Origin of the sequence: Paraburkholderia sp. BL6665CI2N2 (assembly GCF_004366535.1) — a bacterium.
GTDB lineage: Bacteria > Pseudomonadota > Gammaproteobacteria > Burkholderiales > Burkholderiaceae > Paraburkholderia.
Map to the genome: position 1 here is coordinate 7,967,815 of NZ_SORC01000001.1, position 14,857 is coordinate 7,982,671.

Annotated in this window: 14 protein-coding genes; 6 read left to right on the forward strand and 8 right to left on the reverse strand. The window is 62.8% G+C overall.

Going from position 1 to position 14,857, the window contains the following annotated elements; all coding sequences use genetic code 11:
- Positions 1 to 10 precede the first annotated feature (10 nt).
- From hpnI to B0G81_RS35770, 3 genes are all read right to left on the reverse strand, one after another.
- Complete coding sequence (hpnI, locus tag B0G81_RS35760) at positions 11 to 1,171, reverse strand: bacteriohopanetetrol glucosamine biosynthesis glycosyltransferase HpnI (protein WP_134142246.1); 1,161 nt, start codon at positions 1,169 to 1,171, stop codon at positions 11 to 13.
- Positions 1,168 to 2,589 (reverse strand): hopanoid biosynthesis associated radical SAM protein HpnJ, encoded by a 1,422-nt coding sequence (gene hpnJ / locus B0G81_RS35765; protein ID WP_134142248.1) that lies wholly within the window; start codon positions 2,587 to 2,589, stop codon positions 1,168 to 1,170. The genes hpnI and hpnJ overlap by 4 nt, the downstream gene beginning before the upstream one ends.
- A gap of 330 nt (positions 2,590 to 2,919) precedes the next feature.
- Positions 2,920 to 3,123: a cold-shock protein gene (locus B0G81_RS35770; protein WP_007181784.1), complete on the reverse strand. Its 204-nt coding sequence runs from the start codon at positions 3,121 to 3,123 to the stop codon at positions 2,920 to 2,922.
- Positions 3,124 to 3,441: 318 nt separating this feature from the next.
- On the opposite strand from B0G81_RS35770, the gene B0G81_RS35775 reads away from it, so the two are divergent.
- On the forward strand, positions 3,442 to 4,887 hold the full coding sequence (locus B0G81_RS35775; protein ID WP_134142250.1) for an NAD-dependent succinate-semialdehyde dehydrogenase: 1,446 nt from the start codon (positions 3,442 to 3,444) through the stop codon (positions 4,885 to 4,887).
- A gap of 259 nt (positions 4,888 to 5,146) precedes the next feature.
- Here the strand turns inward: B0G81_RS35775 and kdgT are convergent, their stop codons facing one another.
- Positions 5,147 to 6,172 carry a 2-keto-3-deoxygluconate transporter gene (kdgT, locus tag B0G81_RS35785; RefSeq protein WP_134142253.1) on the reverse strand — a complete coding sequence of 342 codons (1,026 nt, stop codon included), beginning with the start codon at positions 6,170 to 6,172 and terminating at the stop codon, positions 5,147 to 5,149.
- Positions 6,173 to 6,442: 270 nt separating this feature from the next.
- On the opposite strand from kdgT, the gene kduI reads away from it, so the two are divergent.
- From kduI to kdgR, 3 genes are all read left to right on the forward strand, one after another.
- Positions 6,443 to 7,279 (forward strand): 5-dehydro-4-deoxy-D-glucuronate isomerase, encoded by an 837-nt coding sequence (gene kduI, locus B0G81_RS35790; RefSeq protein WP_134142256.1) that lies wholly within the window; start codon positions 6,443 to 6,445, stop codon positions 7,277 to 7,279.
- A gap of 40 nt (positions 7,280 to 7,319) precedes the next feature.
- Positions 7,320 to 8,090, forward strand: coding sequence for a 2-dehydro-3-deoxy-D-gluconate 5-dehydrogenase KduD (gene kduD / locus B0G81_RS35795; protein WP_134142261.1), 771 nt, complete (start codon positions 7,320 to 7,322; stop codon positions 8,088 to 8,090).
- A 114-nt stretch (positions 8,091 to 8,204) separates the two neighbouring features.
- Positions 8,205 to 9,077, forward strand: coding sequence for a DNA-binding transcriptional regulator KdgR (gene kdgR / locus B0G81_RS35800; protein ID WP_121308073.1), 873 nt, complete (start codon positions 8,205 to 8,207; stop codon positions 9,075 to 9,077).
- A gap of 19 nt (positions 9,078 to 9,096) precedes the next feature.
- On the opposite strand, the gene B0G81_RS35805 is transcribed toward kdgR, so the two are convergent.
- Positions 9,097 to 10,038 (reverse strand): TauD/TfdA family dioxygenase, encoded by a 942-nt coding sequence (locus tag B0G81_RS35805; RefSeq protein ID WP_134142267.1) that lies wholly within the window; start codon positions 10,036 to 10,038, stop codon positions 9,097 to 9,099.
- 813 nt (positions 10,039 to 10,851) lie between these two features.
- Between B0G81_RS35805 and B0G81_RS35810 the strand changes: the two genes are divergently transcribed.
- Together B0G81_RS35810 and B0G81_RS35815 are read left to right on the forward strand one after the other, a co-directional pair.
- Positions 10,852 to 11,256 (forward strand): hypothetical protein, encoded by a 405-nt coding sequence (locus B0G81_RS35810; protein ID WP_106284323.1) that lies wholly within the window; start codon positions 10,852 to 10,854, stop codon positions 11,254 to 11,256.
- Positions 11,257 to 11,334: 78 nt separating this feature from the next.
- On the forward strand, positions 11,335 to 11,583 hold the full coding sequence (locus tag B0G81_RS35815; protein WP_134142269.1) for a hypothetical protein: 249 nt from the start codon (positions 11,335 to 11,337) through the stop codon (positions 11,581 to 11,583).
- Positions 11,584 to 11,640: 57 nt separating this feature from the next.
- On the opposite strand, the gene B0G81_RS35820 is transcribed toward B0G81_RS35815, so the two are convergent.
- From B0G81_RS35820 to B0G81_RS35830, 3 genes are all read right to left on the reverse strand, one after another.
- A complete protein-coding gene (locus tag B0G81_RS35820) occupies positions 11,641 to 11,883 on the reverse strand; it encodes a hypothetical protein (protein WP_106284322.1) in 243 nt (80 codons plus the stop codon).
- Between the two features lie 325 nt (positions 11,884 to 12,208).
- On the reverse strand, positions 12,209 to 13,456 hold the full coding sequence (locus B0G81_RS35825) for an enolase C-terminal domain-like protein (protein ID WP_134142271.1): 1,248 nt from the start codon (positions 13,454 to 13,456) through the stop codon (positions 12,209 to 12,211).
- A gap of 38 nt (positions 13,457 to 13,494) precedes the next feature.
- Entirely contained in the window at positions 13,495 to 14,793 is a 1,299-nt protein-coding gene (locus B0G81_RS35830; RefSeq protein ID WP_134142273.1) for an MFS transporter, read from the reverse strand.
- Between the last annotated feature and the right edge of the window lie 64 nt (positions 14,794 to 14,857).

Consider the following 14,857-nt stretch of genomic DNA (forward strand, 5'->3'; position numbering starts at 1 on the left):
GTACCGCCGTTCATTCGTCCTGGGCCGCCGACAACAGGCCGTCGCCGTCCACCTTGAAGCTGATGCCTCGCCAGATCACGCGCGACGACCAGAAGCTCGCGACGAAAATCGCAAACGATACGATATCCCAGAACGGCAGCAGCCACAGGTCGCGATACGCCTGCTTCAACGCGCGATCCGACAGCAGTTTCAAGGCCAGCCGCGCGCCCATGGCGGCAAGCGCGAGCGACCAAGCCCACCACGCGCCGGCCGAGCACAGCACCGCGAGCAGCGCGAACGCGAACGGATGAACCAGCGCGGAGCCGAGATGGCCGAGCGGATCGATGCGGCGAATGGTGCGGCTCCAGCGCAGTTCATGCGCGATCAGTTGCGCCGCGCTCGATTCGACGCACGCATGCGAGATCGTGAACGGCGGAATCACCACCTTCTCGCCGAGCAGGCGCACCGCCTCGCCGATCGCATGATCCTCGGCCAGATGCCGCACGAACGGCGTAAAGCCACCGATTTTTTCGAGCGTATCGCGGCGCATCACGATGGTCTGCCCGAAGCACGGGCGCGCAAGCCCGAGCGCGAGACCGGTCACGACACCCGGCAGGAACTGATAGTTGGTTGCCTTGGCCGACAGGCGCGGCCAGAAGCCGGGATCGGGCTGTCCGCGATACGCGCAGGTGACGAGACCTACGCCCGGCATCTCCAGCTCGCCGATCACATTGCGCAGATAGTCCGGACCAACGCTGACGTCGCTGTCGGCGAACACGAGCACGTCATGCCGCGCTTGCGGCAGCATGTTGAGGATGTTGCTGATCTTGCGGTTCGGGCCGTACAGGCGCGCGTCGGCCACGACGGTGATGTCCGCGTCGGGATAGAGGCGGCGCAGGTCGTCGACGGTTTGCAGCGCGGGGTCGGCGGAGTCGTGAACGCCGAACAGGAATTGCACGGGTCCGGGATAATCCTGGCGGCAGAAGCTCGACAGATTGGCGAGCAACGCCCACTCGTTGCCGTGCAGCGGCTTGACGATCGTGACCGGCGGAAAGGCAGTCGGCTCGGATACCGCCCGCGCGAAGAACCGTCCGATCAACGCACCGGCGAGCACGGTATAGCCGACGCCGAAAACCGCGCACGCCGCGCACGCATAGGCCAGCGTGACGGCGAGCAGGTGCGCGGCGCTCACGCCTCGTGGGCGCGCAGGAAACGGAAGAATTCGACGCCCTCGCGCAAGCGCCGTTTCATCATGTCCCAGCTCGTCAGCATTTCACGCAGGATTTCCCAGATCTTCGACGGGCGGAAATAGAAACGCTTATAGAAGTTTTCGAGCTGATGGTAGATCTCCTCGCGCGACAGATGCGGATAGCCGATCGCCGCGAGCTGCACGCCCTCCTTGCTCACGAGATTGATCACCTTGTTCTCTTCGAGCCAGCCGTTCTCGACCGCCTGGTTGTAGAGCGTCGTGCCCGGATACGGCGCGGCGAGCGACACCTGGATCGTGTGCGGATTGATTTCCTTGGCGTACTCGATCGTCTTCTGGATCGTGTCCTGCGTTTCGCCCGGCAAGCCGAGAATGAAGGTGCCGTGAATCTTGATGCCGAGCTTGCGGCAATCGTCACTGAAACGGCGCGCGATGTCGGTGCGCAAGCCCTTCTTGATGTTCAGCAGGATCTGGTCGTCGCCGGATTCGTAGCCGACCAGCAGCAGGCGCAGGCCATTTTCCTTCATGATTTTGAGCGTCGCGTAGGGCACGTTCGCCTTGGCATTGCACGACCACGTCACGCCGAGCTTGCCGAGGCCGCGAGCGATTTCCTCGACGCGCGGCTTGAAGTCGGTGAAGGTGTCGTCGTCGAACATGATCTCCTTGACTTCAGGCATGTTGTCGCGAATCCACTTCACTTCTTCCAGCACGTTCTCGACCGAACGCGTGCGGTAGCGATGCCCGCCCACGGTTTGCGGCCACAGACAGAAGGTGCATTTCGAACGGCAGCCGCGGCCCGTGTAGATCGATACGTACGGATGCTTCAGATAGCCGATGAAATAGTTTTCGATCTTCAAATCGCGCTTGTACACGGGCGCCACGAACGGCAGCTCGTCCATGTCTTCGAGAATCGGGCGCGCTTCGTTGTGCTCGATCGAGCCGTCACGGTTGCGGTAGCTCAGGCCTTTGATCTGCGCTAACGGTTTGTCCTCGGCGACTTCCTGGCAGGTGAAGTCGAATTCCTCGCGGCATACGAAATCGATCGCTTCGCTCGCCGTCAGCGAATTGTGCGGATCGACCGCCACCTTGGCGCCGACCATGCCGACCAGCAGCGACGGCTTGCGCTTTTTCAGGTCTTCGGCGAATAGCGCGTCGGTGGGAAAGGACGGCGTGCTGGTGTGGATCACCACCAGATCGTAGTGCTGCGCGATGTCGAGCGTGGCCTCGACCGACACGCCGTCGGCGGGCGCGTCGAGCACGCGGCTATCGGGCACGAGTGCCGCGGGCTGCGCGAGCCACGTCGGATACCAGAACGAGCGGACTTCACGCTTGGCTTGATAGCGCGAACCCGCGCCACCATCGAAGCCGTCATACGACGGCGCCTGCAAGAACAGGGTTTTCATGGATGCTCCAGCAAGCCTTGAGTTGGCGCTTTCAGTTCTCTGTCGACAGACTATCGGAACTATTGTCCCGCCGGGAAGCGGGAGTCGCGCAAATACTACGGAGCAAAGCTGAAGGAAACCTTAAGGAAAATATGGGCGCTGACGATGCCGGCCACGCTGTTTCATGTGCTTCGAAACAGGCGTCGGATTAGATGTACTAGAGAGGATCGTGCGGGCGACTCCGCTCGCCGCGCTTCATGTCATGCGTGTGAACGAGACGCGCTTTTTTGTGTGGGTGACGCGCAATGATGGCCGGCGCGCACGCATTGCGCGTGCGCACCGGCCATGACCTCAGACCGGCTTGATATCCGCCGCCTGCTTGCCTTTTGGCCCCTGCTTGATTTCAAAGCTGACCTTCTGGTTTTCCTGCAAGGACTTGAAACCTTCGGAACGAATCTCCGAGAAGTGCGCGAACAGATCTTCGCCGCCGTCGTCGGGGGTGATGAAGCCAAAACCTTTCGCGTCGTTAAACCATTTCACTGTACCGGTTGGCATGTCGATTCCTCTGTGCATCTGGGTTGATTGGGCTGCTTTCGCCGAGCTTCGCCCGCCGCCGCGGGTGCGCCGGATTCTGCCTCCGCCGCTCGACTCTACGCTTCTTTGCGCGGCGTTGCTTTGCCCGTTTTCTCGACGCCGCGACAACGCCGTCGCAAGACGCGTGCCGCGCGCCATAGCCGGCGGCCCGCCGGTGCGATTCGATGCAATCAGATAAACTGTTTGGTTATCGGCAGTCCATCCAGGGCCCGCGCAGGTCCAGCCCAATTTTTCACGACCGCGCGGCCTTGTCGTTTTCCCCTACATAGGAACTTCAGCATGGCAACCTCGAACTACACCGATACCCGACTTCTGATCAACGGCGAGTGGTGCGATGCCGCCAGCGGCAAAACCCTCGACGTCATCAATCCTGCTACCGGCAAGGCCATCGGCAAAGTGGCACACGCCGGCATCGCCGATCTGGACCGCGCGCTGGCCGCCGCGCAACGCGGCTTCGAAGCCTGGCGCAAGGTGCCGGCCAACGAGCGCGCCACGACCATGCGCAAAGCCGCCGCGCTGGTGCGCGATCGGGCCTCGGACATCGGCCGCCTGATGACGCTGGAGCAAGGCAAGCCATTTGCCGAAGCACGCGTCGAAGTGCTGGCGGCCGCGGACATCATCGAGTGGTTCGCCGACGAAGGCCGCCGTGTCTACGGCCGCATCGTGCCGTCGCGCAACCTCGCGGCGCAGCAACTGGTGCTGAAGGAACCGATCGGCCCGGTCGCCGCCTTCACGCCGTGGAACTTCCCGGTCAACCAGGTCGTGCGCAAGCTGAGCGCGGCGCTCGCATGCGGCTGCTCGTTCCTCGTCAAGGCGCCGGAAGAAACCCCGGCGTCGCCGGCCGCACTGCTGCAGGCTTTCGTCGAAGCCGGCGTGCCGACGGGCACGGTCGGCCTGGTGTTCGGCGATCCCGCTGAAATTTCGGGCTACCTGATCCCGCATCCGGTGATCCGCAAGGTGACGTTCACCGGCTCGACGCCGGTCGGCAAGCAACTGGCGGCACTGGCCGGCGCCCACATGAAGCGCGCGACCATGGAACTCGGCGGTCACGCGCCGGTGATCGTGGCCGAAGACGCCGACGTGGCGCTCGCCGTGAAGGCCGCGGGCGGCGCGAAGTTCCGCAATGCCGGCCAGGTCTGCATCTCGCCGACGCGCTTCCTGGTGCACAACAGCATTCGCGAAGAATTCGCCGCTGCGCTGGTCAAGCACGCTGAAGGCCTGAAGCTGGGCGACGGCCTCGCCGAAGGCACCACACTTGGCCCGCTCGCCAACGCACGTCGTCTGACGGCGATGAGCAAGGTGCTCGACGATGCGCGCAAGACCGGCGCCAAGGTCGAGACGGGCGGCGAGCGCGTGGGCTCGGAAGGCAACTTCTTTGCGCCGACCGTGCTGACCAACGTGTCGCTCGAATCGGACGTGTTCAATAACGAGCCGTTCGGCCCGATCGCCGCGATCCGCGGCTTCGACAAGCTCGAGGAAGCCATCGCCGAAGCCAACCGTCTGCCGTACGGTCTGGCCGGCTACGCGTTCACGAAGTCGTTCACCAACGTGCACCTGCTGTCGCAGCAACTGGAAGTCGGCATGCTGTGGATCAACCAGCCGGCCACGCCATCGCCGGAAATGCCGTTCGGCGGCGTGAAGGATTCGGGCTACGGTTCGGAAGGCGGTCCGGAAGCAATGGAAGGCTATCTGGTCACCAAGGCGGTATCGGTGATGTCGGTTTAAGGCGGAACCGGGCGGCGTTATCGCCGCCTGTTTTTACACCACCGTACCGGGTCCGCGAGTCGTTGCTCGCGGACTTTTTTATTGCAATGAACGATACGACTTCAGGACTCATGCAACCCACGCTGACTGGCAAGACCGTGGAGCTGCGACCGCTTCAGCGGGAACACGCGCGAAGCAAACCTGGCGCGATAACAAACGCACCGGCGCACGGCCCGCTTACGCTTCTCGATTAGAGCGAAAGCGAGCCGCCTTTGCTGCGCTACACATGGACATCCCGTTCATTCAGGGGCGGCGCGTTACCAGCCGCTGCCCTTGCGAACTCCTCGCGTAACGCGTCGCGCGCATGATGCCGGCGTACCCACATCGCCGTGAGGATCGGCACCAGAATCGCAGTCACCAGACAGGCCGTCGCGACCATCGCCGTCGCGGCCGGCACCAGCGGCTTGAAGCTCGGAATCATCTCGCCGATGATCGCCGGATTCGCCACCGCGGCCCCTGCCGTCGACGAAGCCGCCAGTCCCGCCGCGCCATTGCCGCCCGCGATCCATCGGTCCGCGAGAATCAGCGGAATGCCCGTCACGACGATCACGCCGAGACCCAGCACGATGCCCGGCAAGCCGCTCTTCACGATCACGCTGAGGTCGATGCCGTTACCGAGCGCAAAGCCGAAGAACGGAATCAGCGGATGCACGCAACGGCCGAAGAACTCGCGCAGCTCGCCATCCAGGTTACCCAGCGTGAAGCCGACCAGAAACGGCAACACCGCGCCGACGAACAGGCGCGGCTCGAAGAACGCCACACCTGTCGCGCCGAGAATGATCATGCTGACGAGCGGGCCGGATTCGATCGACATCAGCACGAACGCGCCCGCCTCTTCCTTGGTGCCGTATTGCTGCATCACGGCCGCGTAGAGACCGCCGTTAGTCATGTCCATCGACGTCGTGATCGCCAGCACCGAGAGGCCGGCGAAGAGTCCGGCCTTGACGCCGTCGATTGGAATGAAGTGCGAGGCGATGATGGTTGCGATCCACGCCACGAGCATTTTCGTCACCAGCAGCGTGCCCGACTTGCGCAGTACCGTGCCGGTCGCCCGCAGATCGATGGTCGCGCCCATGCAGAAGAACCACACCGCCAGAATCGGCACGGTGCCGGAGATCAAGCCATTGGTGAACGAGCCGAAGTACTTGCCCGCGCCCGGCGCAAACGTGTGGACGCAGGCGCCGAGCAGCAACGGCACCAACATCAGGCCGCCAGGAATGCGGTCGATGGCCTTCTTGAGCTTCATGCCTCCTCCATGGACTTCGCGTCCAGTTATCGGGTAATTCACCCTGGGTAATGTCCCGCTCTCGCGCCGGGCTTGCTCCCTTTCGGCGCAATATAGCACCGTGAAAGGAACGCTGTTCCGTTTTCTTGATAAATCTAGCTCATCGTTTACCCGCGCGTTCTCCCAAAGCCTTGTCAGTCATGATGCGGTATCGCAATATTTTCGGACCGATGTTCCGAAACTGCATTTCTGCGCTACAGTCGAGCCCACAACCCCAGCGGAGACGGAACAATGGAAGCGAGACAGGCCATCAACAGTGAATACGCGAAGACGCTGGACACCGACGGGCTGCGCAAGGCGTTTCTGGTCGATCAGGTGTTCGAGCGCGATGCGCTGAAGCTGACCTATAGCCATATCGACCGGATCATCGTCGGCGGCGCGATGCCGGTGGCGCGCGCGGTCGAGGTGCCCGGCTCCGTCGGCCAGGCGATCGGCGTGAGCTATCTGCTGGAGCGGCGCGAACTCGGCGCGATCAACATCGGCGGCGACGGCTGGGTCGACGTGGACGGCACGCGCCACGAGGTGCGCAATGAAGAGGCGATCTACATCGGCCAGGGCACGCAGTCCATCGCCTTCGGCAGCGACGACGCCGCGCGCCCCGCGAAGTTTTATCTGAACTGCGCGCCCGCTCACACGTCGTATCCGACCCGCACCATCTCGCTCGCGCAAGCCTCGCCGCAAACGCTCGGCGACCCCGCCACGAGCAACCGCCGCACCATCTACAAGTTCATCGTTCCCGAAGTGCTGCCCACCTGCCAGCTTTCCATGGGCAGGACGAAACTCGAACCAGGCAGCCTGTGGAACACCATGCCGTGCCATACGCACGAACGCCGCATGGAGGTGTATTTCTACTTCAACGTCGCCGACGACGCCGCCGTTTTTCACATGATGGGCGAGGCGAACGAGACGCGGCATATTCTCGTGCACAACGAACAGGCGGTGATCTCGCCGAGCTGGTCGATTCACTCCGGCGTCGGCACGCGGGCGTACACGTTCATCTGGGGCATGGTCGGCGAAAACCAGGTGTTCAGCGATATGGATCACATCGCGGTGCGAGATTTGCGTTGATGGACCGCCCTTTTCAAATCAGCAACCACGACCGCGCGACATGGGCTCGAACATCGTGAATCCCTTTGATCTCAGCGGCCGCGTCGCCATCGTCACCGGCAGCAATACGGGGCTCGGCGCCGGCATGGCGGTCGCGCTTGCCGCGGCCGGTTGCGACATCGTCGGCGTGAGCCGCGCCGACGCCGGCGACACCGCCGCGCGTGTGCAAGCCTGCGGGCGACGCTTCGCGGACGTGCGCGCCGATCTCCGCTCGATCGCGCCGGTCGAGGACATCGTGCGCGCCGCTGTGGAAGCGTTCGGCCGCGTCGACGTGCTGGTGAACAACGCGGGCATCATCCGCCGCGAGGACGCGTTCGATTTCACCGAAGCCGACTGGGACGCCGTGGTGGACGTCAATCTGAAGAGCCTGTTCTTTCTCTCGCAGGCTGCCGCGCGGCAATTCGTGAAGCAGCAAAGCGGCGGCAAGATCATCAACGTCGCGTCGATGCTGTCGTTTCAGGGCGGCATCCGCGTTGCGTCATACACGGCGTCGAAAAGCGGCGTGCTCGGGCTCACGCGGCTGCTCGCGAACGAATGGGCGGCGCAAGGCATCAACGTCAATGCGATCGCGCCGGGCTACATGGCGACCGCCAACACGGCCGCGCTGCGCGACGACGCGCAGCGCAATGACGAGATTCTGAGCCGCATTCCCGCCGCCCGCTGGGGCACGCCGGACGATCTCGCGGGGCCGGTGGTATTCCTCGCGTCGGCGGCTTCGGACTACGTGCATGGGCATACACTGGCAGTGGACGGCGGCTGGCTCGCTCGCTGACTCGGCAGCGGGCGCAGGACGCGGTATGCTCCCGGCGCCGCGCGGGCGCACGCGCCGGGAAATACCAGCAACTTGCGGGAACGGCACTGGAACGGATAGACAGGGAATACGGAAATGGCATCAGCAGGCAAACAGCGCAAGGACGACGGCGCCCCACAAGCGCAAGACGCGGAGAACGCCGACTGCGGCGACAAGGGCGAATCGGCCTCGTCCATCGGCCGCGTCTTCGCGATTCTCGGCGCGATCGGCGACAGCGGACAGATCGGCATCAGCGAACTGTCGCAGCGGCTCGGCATGTCGAAGACCACCGTGCATCGCGTGATCCAGACACTAAAGGCGCTCGGCTACGTCACGCAGGAAGTGGAAACGGAGCGCTACCGGCTGACCATCCGCCTGTTCGAACTCGGCGCGAAGGCGTTGGAAAGTGTCGATCTGGTGCGCGAGGCGGACGTGGAAATGCGCCGCATCGGTGAAGCGACGCGCGAGGCGGTGCACCTCGGCGCGTTCGACGAAGACGCCATCATCTACATTCACAAGATCGACGCCGACTACGGGCTACGCATGCAGTCGCGCATCGGGCGGCGCAATCCGTTGCACAGCACGGCGATCGGCAAGGTGCTGCTTGCGTGGATGGACCCGGCCGACGCGCGCGAAGTGCTCTCGCACGTCGAATTCCGCAAGTCGACGCAGAAGACGCTCTCCTCCGCCGAGGCCGTGCTGAACATTCTGCCGCACGTGCGCGAGCAAGGTTACGGCGAGGACAACGAGGAACAGGAAGAAGGTCTGCGGTGCCTCGCGGTGCCGGTGTTCGACCGCTTCGGCCGCGTGATCGCCGGCCTGTCGATTTCGTTTCCGACCATGCGCTGCGGCGCCGACACGAAGTCGCATTATGTCGCGCTGCTCAGGAAGGCGGGCCTCGCGATCTCGGCGCGGCTCGGCTATCGGCAAGCGGCCGCGCCGCAACAGATCGCCGCCGAGCCGGGCTGAACGTTAGATCGACGGGCCGTCAGGCCGCCTTGGCCGCTTTCGCCGCCGGATTCGGCTGCACGCTGCGCGTGAAACTGCGGCGGCCGTCCACACTCACAGGCACATCGCCCTTCAGCGTCACGCGGCGCACCACGCGGTGCGCGTCGCCGTAGTCGTTGACCGCGTAGTGCTGGGTCGCGCGGTTGTCCCAGATCGCGACGTCGCCGGCCTGCCAGCGCCAGCGCACGATGTTCTCGAGACGCGTCACGTAACCTTGCAGCAGTTCCAGCAGATGCGCCGACGCGCTCGGCGCGAGACCCACGAAACTCTTCACGAAGTGCCCGAGAATCAGCGTCTTTTCGCCTGATTCCGGATGCACGCGCACGACCGGATGCTCGGTCTCGTAACGCGTCGACACGAACGCCTCGCGGTGACGCCTGATCGCCTCGGCATCGCGGCCACGCTCGCCGACGCTGGTGTGATTCGCGTAGTCGTAATCGTTGCTGTGCACGGCCCAGAGCTGATCGGCGAGCGCTTTGAGTGGCGGCGGCAGATCGTCGTAAGCCGTGGCCGTGTTGGCCCACACCGTGTCGCCACCCACCTCCGGAATCGTTACGCCGCGCAGGATCGACGCCTGCGGATAAGCGTCGACGAACGTCACGTCCGTGTGCCATGAATTGGCGCGGCCGCCGCGATGCGAGTCGAGTTCGAGCAGATAGTCCGTGCCGTCCACCACCGGCACCGTGGGATGCGAAACCGGCTCGCCGAGCAGCCTGGCGAAGGCTTCCTGATCGGCGTCCTGCAAATGCGTCTGGCCGCGGAAAAATATCACCTTGTGACGTACCAGCGCCGCGCGAATCGCTTCGACGGTGGCCGCTTCGAGTTGGCTCGACAGCCGCACGCCGCGAATTTCCGCGCCGATGCGAACAGTGACGGGATGAATGTCCAGTGCGTTGGACGTCGCGAGACTCAGATTCGACATGCTATGTCACTCCTGGGGTGGGACGGATTGAGGACGATTGAGGACGAGAAAGCTCAGCGCTAACCGCAAGATTGCGATCGAACTGAAGTGGCTGACGGTCAGCCGATCCAGCGATCTAACCAGTCCCGGCGACGCGCGTAAAACACTTGTTTTTCATGTCCTTATCACACGCGACGGAATGAGGATCGCGCGTAGACGCGATGGCGCCGGTATCGTCACGATGCTGTCGCTCATGTTTGCTATCGAGGCTCGCGTATCGCGCCAACGCATAGGCGCGCACTGCCGGTCCGATAAATCCGCCGGGAACACGGGTCTGCACAGTGCAGTCTGCAACCGAATGTATCCGCACCGCATAGCCGCTACGACATGCGCCGCGGCATAGCCAATGGCCGTCGATACACGCGCGGTTCGACGCGCGGCAAACGCGAGACGCCCGGCCACGCCGACCTTTCCATAATGCGTTCAATGGTTTGCGCGTCAGACTGCGCGCTGAGCCCCCTCTGCTCATTGCGTCTCGACGCACGCTATTCACGCGACGCACGGGTTGCCCGCATATATCGCAATCGACACGTCCTGTTACACACAAACACACCGGTAATGCCGCAGCTCAGTAGAGTTCGGGTCACAAGGAAACGGGAGCAATGTCATGAAAAGAATTTTCGCGCTGGTCATTCTGGCCGTCACACTCGGCAGTGCATTGGGCGGCTGCATCGTGGTTCCGGAAGGCGGCTACCACAACCACTATCACGATCGTTATTGAGCACGACACGCGCAAGACTTTCCACTCATCATCGTAGAAGCCGGAACTAAAATATGAAGCAATCACAAAACCGCTGGCTGTCCATGGCGATCGTCGCGGGTCTCGGAATCGGTGCGTCGTCGGTCGCGCTGGCCCACGTCGATGTGGGCGTGAACATCGGCGTTCCAGGCGTCGTTTATGCGCCCGAACCCGTGTATGCCCCGCCACCGCCGGTCTACGCTCCGGCTCCGCCGGTGGTCGTGGTGAGTCCGGGCTGGTACGGCGAACGGTATTACGACGGTCACCGCTACTGGGAACGGCGCGAATGGGAAGAGCGTCATCACGGCGGACGCGATTGGTATGAAGCGCGCGGTCCGCACGGCGACTGGCGCGGTCACGACAACGGCTGGCATGGTCATGGCGACGATCACGGCCATGGCGATGATCACGATCACGGTCATGGCCACGGCGATCATTGATGTAAAAGCCGCGGCCGCGTCGATGACGCGGCCGTGCCGCGCACGCATTCGCGCCACACGTTCTGCAGGAGCGACGACTTGCTACCCAGCGATCCACGACGAGTCACCGCGCGCATCGACGACACGCTGATCTGCGCCGAATACAGCGAACAGACCGGTCAATTGTGTTTGCGTCAGAACGGCACACTCTTGCGCGAATGGTTTCCACCTCACTCGTGGATCGCAATTGCGTCGGTAGCGGGCGCGCGGCATTGGGGCACGCGGCCTAGCGATGATGATTTGCTGGCGCTGCTGCACAACGAGATGACACTGTTGCGCGCGCCATGAAAGAAGAGATTCAGTTTCGCGCGCGGTGATGGGTTCGCCGCGCGCTTCGTGAAATGCTTAACGCGCGTTGTGAATCGGCGGCGAGTAGGAGCTAACCGTCGTATCGCTGCCTTGACCTGCCTGCCACGTGCCTGCGCTGGCTGAACCATATCCGCTGTTGCCAGCCTGAGCCGGGTCTTGATGACCCGCGGCTTGCGTCTGCGCACCTTGCGATACAGGTTCATTGGACGACTGAGCGAACGAAGCTACCGGCGCGGCAAGAACAACGGCGATCGCAACGGCTTGAATGAGCGACTTCATGAAACCACCTCCAGAGATTGTCTTTCTACGCGCTGCGGCAAGGGCTGTCGTTGCAGCGGTACATCGAGTGTAGGCGGCCAGCGCGGCGGGATAAATCCGCCAATCCTGAATTCACTGTTGCTGCTGCCACTACAATGAAAAACGGCTGTTCAGCGAGTGGTTTTCAAATTCATTTGCTCGGAATTCGCCGTTTGTCGTGCAGCAGTGGAGAGACTGTTCTGCATCGCCCGCATAGTTGCGTTTTGCGGCGCAACGTTGCGCGCGTCGACGCACGAATGCTTGCCAAGCCAAGATCCGTGCGCACCATTGCGTCAGAGTGGGTATGTCACGGCGTTTGTAGCGTGCCGTCTTTCAGACGCGTTTGCGTCCACATCGTTACGCTATTTTCGCAGGGATATTTTGCGGCCTCCGCTTCGTCGATATCGACACCGAGACCCGGCTTGTCGTTGGCGTAGACGTGACCCTGCCTGAACTCGGGCAGGCCGGGGAACACATCGAACAGCGCCGCTCGCGGACCCTTCAGGTCCTGGATCACGAAATTCGGCGGCTCGATGCCCGACCATTCCTGGACGCCGAAATTGCGCGCGGCCAGATCGATATGAATATTCGCCGCATGCGCCAACGGCGACATGTCACCGGGGCCGTGCCATGCCGTTCGAACGCCGAATTGCTCGGCAAAGATCTGCAGCTTGCGTCCCGCGGTAATCCCGCCGATCTGGCTGAGATGCACGCGGATAAAGTCGATCAGACGCTCGGTAATCAGGAAGCGCCATTCGTACGGGTTGTTGAATAGCTCGCCCTGCGCCAGCGGCGTGGTCGTTTTGGCACGCAACTGACGCATCCATTCCCCCTCCTCCAGCGCGATCGCGTCTTCGAGAAAGAACAGTTCGTACCGCTCCAGATCGCACGCAAAGCGGATCGCTTCGACCGGCTTCAAACGTTCATGCACGTCGTGACACAGCGCGACGTCGAAACCGATCTTGCTGCGAATGCCGTCAAACAGTTTGAGCGTGTCGCGCATGTATTTACGGCTGTCGAGATAGACGCCGTCCGCCGCGCCTTGCGGCGCGCTCGCCGGCGCCCTGCCGAAACCGCCTCCGCCATAGCCGCCGCTCTGACAGCGAATGTGCGTGATGCCCTGCTCGCGATACTTCTGAATGTTCTCGCACAATTCGTTCAGATCGCGGCCGTCCGCGTGGCGATAGATCGGCACGCCTTCGCGGCACTTGCCGCCGAACAGCTGGTAGAGCGGCATGTTCGCCAGTTTGCCCTTGATGTCCCACAGCGCCATGTCGACACCGGAGATCGCATTGTTCTCGATCGGTCCGTTGCGCCAGTACGCGTTCTGATGCATCAGTTGCCAGAGTTCCTCGATCGCGTCCGCATCGCGCCCGATCAGCAGCGGTCGCAGATATTCCTCGATCAGACACTGCACCGCCACATGCCGGTAAGCGAAAGTCGCGCATCCGAGCCCATACAGACCGGGCTGGTTCGTCTCCACCTTGACGACGATGAGGTTGATGCCTTCCGGCGCGGTCAGGATGACTTTTACATCGGTAATCAGGGTTGCCATGCTCTATCTGCCAGGTTTCAGCCAATCGGTTGGATCGACTAGTGTTGCGTGCGCTGCAGCGGCAGCGCGGCTTCGCGCCTCGCATGTTCGTCGGAATTCGCCGGCACGGTCATCATCAGGATCACAGACGACAGCAGGCCGCCCGCCATGAAAATATAAGAAGCCGCCGGGCTGCCGGTCGCGCCGTTCAGATAGCCCACCACCCATGAACCGGCGAACGCACCGAGCGCGCCGCACGCGTTGATCAGACCGATCGCGCCGCCCAGCACGTTGCCCGGGATCAACTCCGGCACCAGCGCGAAGAAAGGCCCGTAGGGTGCATACATCGTGGCGCCCGCCACGACCAGCAGCGCGAACGAGATCCAGAAATGCGAGCCGCCGATCAGGTAAGACGCTACGAACGCAATTGTGCCCACCAGCAGCAGCGGCCAGACGAACAGCTTGCGGTTGCGCGTCTTGTCCGAGAGCCACGACGCGAGCAGCATCAGGATGATCGCCGCGAGATACGGAACCGCGGCGAGCCAGCCGACCGAGACGATGTCGATCGTCGAGGCCGCCTTGAGGATCGACGGCAGCCACATGATGAAGCCGTACACGCCGATGCTCCACAACGCGTGAATCGCGCAAAACTTCAATACGATCGACGAGCGGAAGGCCGCCTTGTAGTCGCGCACTGGTGCGATATGCGCCTGCTCGGCTCTCAGGCGCGCGTCGAGTTCGGTCTTTTCGGCGGCGCTCATCCACGACGCGTCGGCCGGGCGATCCTTCACCGTGAACCACCACACGACCGCCCAGATGAGCGCCGGCACACCTTCGATAACAAACATCTCACGCCAGCCGAAGCTGCGCACCAGATAGCCCGACACCACCGACATCCACAGCACCGTCACCGGATTGCCGAGAATCAGGAACGTATTGGCACGCGAGCGTTCGCTCCTGGTGAACCAGCGGCTGATGTACATTAGCATCGACGGCATGACGGCCGCCTCCACCACGCCGAGCACAAAGCGCAGCACCATCAGCATCGGAATGTTGCTGACCATGCCGGTGGCCGCCGCGCACAGCCCCCAGAGAATCAGGCTGAAAAAGATCAGCTTCTTCACGCTATTGCGCTGCGCGTAGATCGCACCGGGCACCTGGAACAGGCAGTAACCGAGAAAGAACAGCGAACCGATCAGCGACGACGTGCCGTGCGTGATTCCGAGATCGCGATCGATGCCCGCTGCGGCGGCGAAGCCGTAATTCGCGCGATCGAGATAGGCAAGGCTATAGGTGATGAAGATGATGGGCATCAGATACCACCATCTTTGGGGTGCTACGGCTTTGACGCTTTCCATGATGTCTCCGGATCGGTACGGCATACTTACTATCTGGCGAACGCGGTGTTTTTGTTGTGCTCTG

Coding starts and splice junctions, on each gene's coding strand:
- B0G81_RS35810 (WP_106284323.1), top strand. CDS start 10,852: ATGAAGCAATCACAAAACCGCTGGCTGTCCATGGCGATCGTCGCGGGT.
- kduI (WP_134142256.1), top strand. CDS start 6,443: ATGGAAGCGAGACAGGCCATCAACAGTGAATACGCGAAGACGCTGGAC.
- kduD (WP_134142261.1), top strand. CDS start 7,320: ATGGGCTCGAACATCGTGAATCCCTTTGATCTCAGCGGCCGCGTCGCC.
- B0G81_RS35805 (WP_134142267.1), bottom strand. CDS start 10,038: ATGTCGAATCTGAGTCTCGCGACGTCCAACGCACTGGACATTCATCCC.
- B0G81_RS35830 (WP_134142273.1), bottom strand. CDS start 14,793: ATGGAAAGCGTCAAAGCCGTAGCACCCCAAAGATGGTGGTATCTGATG.
- kdgR (WP_121308073.1), top strand. CDS start 8,205: ATGGCATCAGCAGGCAAACAGCGCAAGGACGACGGCGCCCCACAAGCG.
- B0G81_RS35825 (WP_134142271.1), bottom strand. CDS start 13,456: ATGGCAACCCTGATTACCGATGTAAAAGTCATCCTGACCGCGCCGGAA.
- kdgT (WP_134142253.1), bottom strand. CDS start 6,172: ATGAAGCTCAAGAAGGCCATCGACCGCATTCCTGGCGGCCTGATGTTG.
- B0G81_RS35820 (WP_106284322.1), bottom strand. CDS start 11,883: ATGAAGTCGCTCATTCAAGCCGTTGCGATCGCCGTTGTTCTTGCCGCG.
- B0G81_RS35775 (WP_134142250.1), top strand. CDS start 3,442: ATGGCAACCTCGAACTACACCGATACCCGACTTCTGATCAACGGCGAG.
- B0G81_RS35770 (WP_007181784.1), bottom strand. CDS start 3,123: ATGCCAACCGGTACAGTGAAATGGTTTAACGACGCGAAAGGTTTTGGC.
- hpnJ (WP_134142248.1), bottom strand. CDS start 2,589: ATGAAAACCCTGTTCTTGCAGGCGCCGTCGTATGACGGCTTCGATGGT.